3 protein-coding genes and 1 tRNA gene are annotated in these 6392 nt (G+C 46.8%); 2 read left to right on the top strand and 2 right to left on the bottom strand.

Features of this window, described 5'->3' with window-relative positions:
* Positions 1-132 precede the first annotated feature (132 nt).
* Positions 133-2838, bottom strand: coding sequence for a restriction endonuclease (locus tag B0H50_RS09530; RefSeq protein ID WP_109587621.1), 2706 nt, complete (start codon positions 2836-2838; stop codon positions 133-135).
* Between the two features lie 648 nt (positions 2839-3486).
* Here B0H50_RS09530 and B0H50_RS09520 point away from each other — a divergent pair.
* Positions 3487-4227, top strand: a complete 741-nt coding sequence (locus B0H50_RS09520; protein ID WP_106199275.1) for a DUF6261 family protein — start codon at positions 3487-3489, stop codon at positions 4225-4227.
* 64 nt (positions 4228-4291) lie between these two features.
* Here the strand turns inward: B0H50_RS09520 and B0H50_RS09515 are convergent.
* Positions 4292-4380, bottom strand: a tRNA-Ser gene (locus tag B0H50_RS09515).
* An 82-nt stretch (positions 4381-4462) separates the two neighbouring features.
* Here B0H50_RS09515 and B0H50_RS09510 point away from each other — a divergent pair.
* Positions 4463-6379 (top strand): DEAD/DEAH box helicase, encoded by a 1917-nt coding sequence (locus tag B0H50_RS09510; protein WP_106199272.1) that lies wholly within the window; start codon positions 4463-4465, stop codon positions 6377-6379.
* The last annotated feature ends 13 nt before the right edge of the window (positions 6380-6392 follow it).

Genomic DNA, 6392 nt, shown 5'->3' with positions numbered 1-6392 from the left:
TCGAAAATCCAGAACGGGTTGCTGCAAGCTCTTTTGTCGGGGGCCGTTCACCACCCGGCCAGCTCCAGCTAAATCTTGTCTAGGGGACCCGCAAACGCAAAGGCACCGCTTTCTGTCGAAATCGGCGCGTATTCAGCATATTGTGCTTATGTTGGAACTTTTACCGGACAGCAATAATTTTTCGTAAAGGGTTTTAATGATTTTTTGTTTCCCATCTAATTTATCAATGCCGCTCACATTCATTTTTACGGATTCATAGAACTTTTCGAGAGTGCTATTTTCCATATCGACATTTTGCTTTTGCAAAAGGTCAATCATCTTTTGCATCGAACGCGAAATCGAATTATTGCCCACAAAGCGGTAATCGCTAAAGAGCGCTTCGAATACCGGGCGCGTAATCATGTGCTGGGCGAGCATTTCGATACAGTCGTCGTCTTGAATGCTCGGGTTTAAATTCTTTCGCAGCTGGTTTACAAATTCTTGGAATTCATCTTGGATTTCACCCTGGACACGGACCAAGCTTTTAATTCTTTCGATATACGTCTTCGCATATTCGCCGACTTTACCCGCCCAAGTTTCCCAGTATTCGCGTTCGCCGCATTTTTCGACGAGGCGCGCTTTGAATTTGGCTTGATATTCTTCAAATTCGAGGGAAGTTTGAATCGCGTCGACAACTTTTGCTGTTTGGCTGGGGTCGCTCGGATTAACGGCACCGCCTGCGACCTCACTTGGCTTTTTGGGCTTTGGTGTTGCGACAATAATGCGCTGCAGCTGCGAATCCAAAGAAGCGCGTTGAATTTCGGCATTAAAACGGTCATCGTGAGAACGCAAAGCGTTTAACACTTGCCACACGACTTTGTAGCGTTTATTATCGTCCAAGGCTTTGTAGGCTTCTTGCGAAGTGGGCACCGCAACCGGGATAATAATGTATCCGTAGCGTTTTTCGCCCGCAAGACCCTTCTTAAAATTTCGCATGACGCGACCGACACTTTGCACCACATCGACTTGCGAATTTCTCGGCGAAAGGAATAGCACCGCATCGAGGGCGGGGACATCGACCCCTTCCGAAAGGCAGCGCACATTGGTCACGATACGGCAAGTGTTTTCTTCGGTATCTTCTTTTAACCAATCCAAAATTTCATTTCTTTCGGTCGCTTTCATCGAGCCATCGACATGGCGCGCTTCGATATTTAACGGAATGCGGTTATCGTCATTTTCTTTTGCAATTTCTTCGTTGCGCTCAAGAGCCAAAATAGGGAATGCTTCGGCAGTATTTTTGGAACTATCATTCACCCCCACTTTTCCAATTTTGGAACAGAATGCGACGGCGCGCTTCATGGGGCTCGGGTCTAGCGATTTGATGAGCTCATTATCGCCTTCGACGCATTTGGCAAGGGCATTGATAGAGCCCACGAGTTTACACGCTTCGTCAAAATCCAAATTCCCTTCGTTATTCGAAATATCATCTTTTACCTTTTGCGGTAAATTCGAATCGCTCACGGTCAAAACCATCACGCGGTAATCGGTCAAAAGCCCGTGTTCAACCGCATAACCAAAGCCTACGCGGTAAAATTCCTTGCCGTAAACCGATTCATCATCCATCGAAAATAAAACGCAATCGTTGACGCTTCCATTTTCTTTTTGCTTTTTCGCTTCTTTTTTCGATTCGCTGCTGTAAACGCGCGGCGTTGCCGTCATATAAAGGCGATGCTTTGCCTGGATAAAGTTCCCGTCGTGAATTTTAACAAAGTCGGCGTCCTTCTTTTCTTTGCCTTGAATATCAAAGCTAACTCCTGTTGTGCGGTGCGCTTCGTCGCAAATGACCAAATCAAACTCAGCATCATCGATTTTTTCTCGTAATGTTTTTTGTGCACGCTCCACTTGATCTATCGATTGATACGTCGAAAATACGACGATTAAGCGGTTTTCATTTTTCTCTTTCGCCTTTTTCTTCGCTTTTAAAATGGCAGAGACAATCGTTTCGGCATTCGTTGTCGCAGGGAGCGGTAAATCGATTAGGCTTTCGGCAATGTCGTCGTTAACGCTCGATGCCGAAGAATCCGAGCACACGCCAATGGGTGTCATCGGGAGCTTTTTATCTTGCATCCACGCATTCAACGCTTGGCCGAGTAACGCAATCGACGGCACCATAAATAAGACAAGCCCGCCATCCTTCAGCATATTTTCGGTAATCTGGAGTGCGGTAAAAGTTTTCCCCGTACCGCATGCCATGATGAGTTTTCCGCGTTCATTTTCTTGGTAATGCAAAAGAGCTTTTTCAACGGCTTCTTTTTGATGGTCCAAAATATGCTTGGGCGTTTTTTGGATATTCTTTTCGTTTTTAATTAAACGCTCCCAATCCACATTGCTTTCTTCTAAGTCTTGGGCGCTCAGGCGCTCGACCGGCGGATATTGATTTTTCAAAGTATCTTCGGCGTTTTTTCCCCATTTATTCGTCGTCGAAATCCAGAGGCGCTCGGTAAAAATAAATTCTTGCCCCGTCGATTCTTGTTTTCCAAACGACCTTCCCGAAGTCGCGATAAACGAATCGACCATCGGCTTTTCTATCACGGTATTTTCGTTATAACATTTGCATTGAATCGCGCAAAATCCCCCCATTTCCAGTTTTGCGACCAGGTCAATGCCTAAATCTTGCCCTTTGTCGCTAAATTCATTTTTGTAGGGGAATTCATTCCAAAGCCAAACTTCTTCAAATTCTTCTTGATAACGGTTATCTTCTCTTAAAAAACGCTGCATCAGCTTTTCAAATAAAAAACCCTTTTCACGTTCTGTTGCACTTTTTTTACGGATTTCGAAAAGAACATCTTGAAACGTCATCGATTATGCTCCTTAAATTTTGGGCGTGGCAACAAATATAGTTAAATGAGAAATGAGGTGTAAGGAGTTAGAAGTTGAACCAAAAATCGCTAAAGCGATTCGTGTTAAGGCTATTGCCTAATTCCTAACTAAAATTGCCCTGTCCGAGGCCTCGGCTAGCATCCCTGCAAACCGAATGTGCTGTTCGAGGGCTCGGCGAGTATGCCAGCAAACCGAATGGGACTGTCCGAGACCTCGGCGAGTATGCCAGCAAACCGAATGGGACTGTCCGAGACCTCGGCGAGTATGCCAGCAAACCGAATGAGACTGTCCGAGACCTCGGCGAGTATGCCAGCAAACCGAATGGGACTGTCCGAGACCTCGGCGAGCTTCCCTGCAAATCAAATGAGACTGTCCGAAGGCTTTTCTAACTTCCCTGCACTTTTTAGGGAGAATCAGAAGGATGAAACAAAGCGCTCACAATCCTAATTGGCTGAATTCGTCTTAATTTCTTTACAAAATAGAATCGAAATAAGCAGTTAACTTTATTTTCACAAATAATTTTTTACAATAAAATTGTAAGATTTTACAAAAATGAAGTTTATATTAAATCCGCTTTCGCAAATTGGGGCGAAGGCATAAACACTAACACTCTATTTGGAGGCTTGAATGGCTCAAGTATCAACCATTGCATTAACCAACATCAACAATTCCGCTCATTTTCTTTTTTTGAAAGATATCGTGGATCGTGCTAGTAACGATTCTAATATCACCAAAAATTGCGCTGCGCAAGTTGAAGCGTTACAAAAAGCGGTTCAAGAAGAAGATGCTTGTTCGAATATTTCGAACAAAAGTCTTGCGACAGACAAGATTGCTGAAGCGGACCGTTTGCGCGACAAACTTTATTTGGGTTACAAGCGTAGCGTGAGTGCGTATTTGGATTTTCCAGATGCAGACTGCGCCAACGCTGCAAAGATTTTGAATCAGCACATTATCGATTATAACATCAATGTGTTAGATCAACTTCATAAAGAAACGGGTGCCCTTGTAGGCTTTATTAAAGATCTTGAAACCATTCACAAAAACCTCGTTGAAACTTTGAATTTGACTCGTTTTGTAGACCATTTGAAGGCGGCGAACGAAACGGTGCGTGAACACACAGACGTTCGCACCAACGAACGCTCTGTCAAAGTTGCCGGCGCGACGAAGCAAGCGAGAATCGCCTCGGATAACGCTTACCGCGATTTAATCAATCACATTAACGCGCGGATGATGCTCGAAGGGGAAGCGGCTTACGAAGCTTTTGCCACTTTCGTGAACACGCAAATTGCGGAATATAAGCAAAGTGTCGTTTCGAAAAGAAAAACGAAAACAGAGGAATCCCCCGCCGAAAATTCTCCCCTTGAATAAATCGGAATCATCACAAAAACTCAAAACAAAAAAAAGCGAACTCAAACGAGTTCGCTTTTTTGCGAGGAGAGAGAGGGATTCGAACCCTCGGACCCCTATAAGGAGTCTACGGTTTTCGAGACCGTCTCGATCGACCAACTCCGACATCTCTCCGTTGGTGCACCAAATGTATAAAATTTTTTGAAAAATACGAGGGGGTTTCAAAAAAAGATTTCAATTTCTATATTGCGCGCCGATGAATTATACAAACGACTCCGAAAATTCCCTCGGGAACAACCCGAATTCTACCGAAATTCCGCCAGAAAATACCGATTCTTTGGCCGACACCCTTAAATTTGACGATTTAGGACTCTCACCCGAGGTTCTCGAAGGCGTTCAAAAAGCCGGTTTTGAAACTCCGTCGCCGATTCAAGCGAAAGCGATTCCCATTTTCCTTTCGGGGAAAAATCTTCTCGGCACCGCTCAAACCGGCACCGGCAAAACCGCAGCCTTTACATTGCCTCTGCTTTCGCGGATTGCGTTTAAGAAGAATGAAACATCGATGCTCGTGCTTTCGCCGACCCGCGAACTAGCGATTCAAGTCGCCGAAGCGATTCAGCATTTCGCTATTGCGATGCCGCATTTACATATCGTTCCCGTTTACGGCGGACAAGATATCGGCATTCAATTCCGCGCGTTAAAGCGGACTCCGCAAATCGTCGTCGCGACTCCTGGGCGTTTAATAGACCATTTAAAACGCGGCACGATTAGCTTAGAAAAAGTGCAAACTGTCGTCCTCGACGAAGCCGATGAAATGCTCGACATGGGATTTATGGAAGAAGTCGAAGAGATTCTTTCCAAAGTTCCCGAGAATGCGCAGCGCGGACTCTTTAGTGCGACGATGCCCGCGAATGTGAAAAAAATCATCGACCGCTATCTCGGCGATTACGAAGAAGCTTGCATCGAAGCGAAAACCGCGACCGTAGACAAAGTCCGTCAGCGTTATTTGACCGTCCGCGCCGAACAAAAAATGGAAGCGCTCACCCGCGTTCTCGAAGGCGAAATTTACGACGGCGTAATTATCTTCGTCCGCACGAAGCAGCTCACCGCCGAAGTTGCCGAACGGTTAGAAGCCCGCGGATTTAACGCAGCACCTCTCAGCGGCGACTTAGCGCAAGCGCTCCGCGAACGCACGATCAATCGATTGAAAGAAGGAAAAATCGATATCATCGTCGCAACCGATGTCGCTGCCCGCGGACTGGACGTGGATAGAATTTCTCACGTCATCAATTACGACATTCCTTACGATACCGAATCCTACGTGCACCGCATCGGGAGAACCGCCCGCGCTGGCCGCGAAGGAAACGCGATTCTCTTCATCACACCGCGCGAACGTCGTCTGCTCAAAATGATTGAGCGCGCGACCCGCAAATCCATTGACCCGATGGAAATTCCGACCGGCGAACAAATCAGCGAACGCCGCGTCTCCGCATTTAAACAAAAAGTGTTAGACGCAATCGAAGCGGGCGGCTTAGAAGAATTTCGCAATTTGGTCGAAAGCCTCGTCGAAGAAAAAGGCATTCCCGCTCTCGATGTCGCGGCTGCGGTAACGAAACTCGCCCAAGCAGGGCAACCGCTCTTCCCCGCCGACTTGCCCGAGCTCAAAGCGGTTACTCTCCGCGAAGAGCGCAGAAAGGCCCGCGAAGATAAATTCGGCAACGGTCCGCGCGAAGAACGCGAACATTCCCCGCGCATCGAAAACGAAAACGGCATCGAAGAAGGCTTTGAACGTTACTATTTAGGAGTTGGACGTCGCGATCATATTTCACCGCGCGACATCGTCGGCGCTATCGCAGGCGAATCGGGAATGGATTCCGCAGAAATCGGCCGCATTAAATTATTCGACCGTTTCAGCACCGTCGAACTTCCCGAAGGTCTCGCTCCCGAAATCAAACTCATCTTAGAAGAGATGACCATCCGCGGAAATCCTTCGCGCTTCCGTCTTATGACCGACGACAAGCCGTTCCCCAAAGAACGCGAAAGTTTCAAGCGCAACCGCGATTCGGTAAACCGCAAAGAACGCCGCCACGGAAAGAAAGATTTTCACGAGCGCCCGTTCCGCGAACGCGACGATAAACCGTTCCGCAAAACGCGTCGATTCGGAAGAAAGTAAATGCAAAAAAGCA

It is taken from the genome of Hallerella porci, from assembly GCF_003148885.1.
In the GTDB taxonomy this organism is placed as follows: domain Bacteria; phylum Fibrobacterota; class Fibrobacteria; order Fibrobacterales; family Fibrobacteraceae; genus Hallerella; species Hallerella porci.
This window is presented reverse-complemented; position numbering and strand designations above follow the sequence as displayed.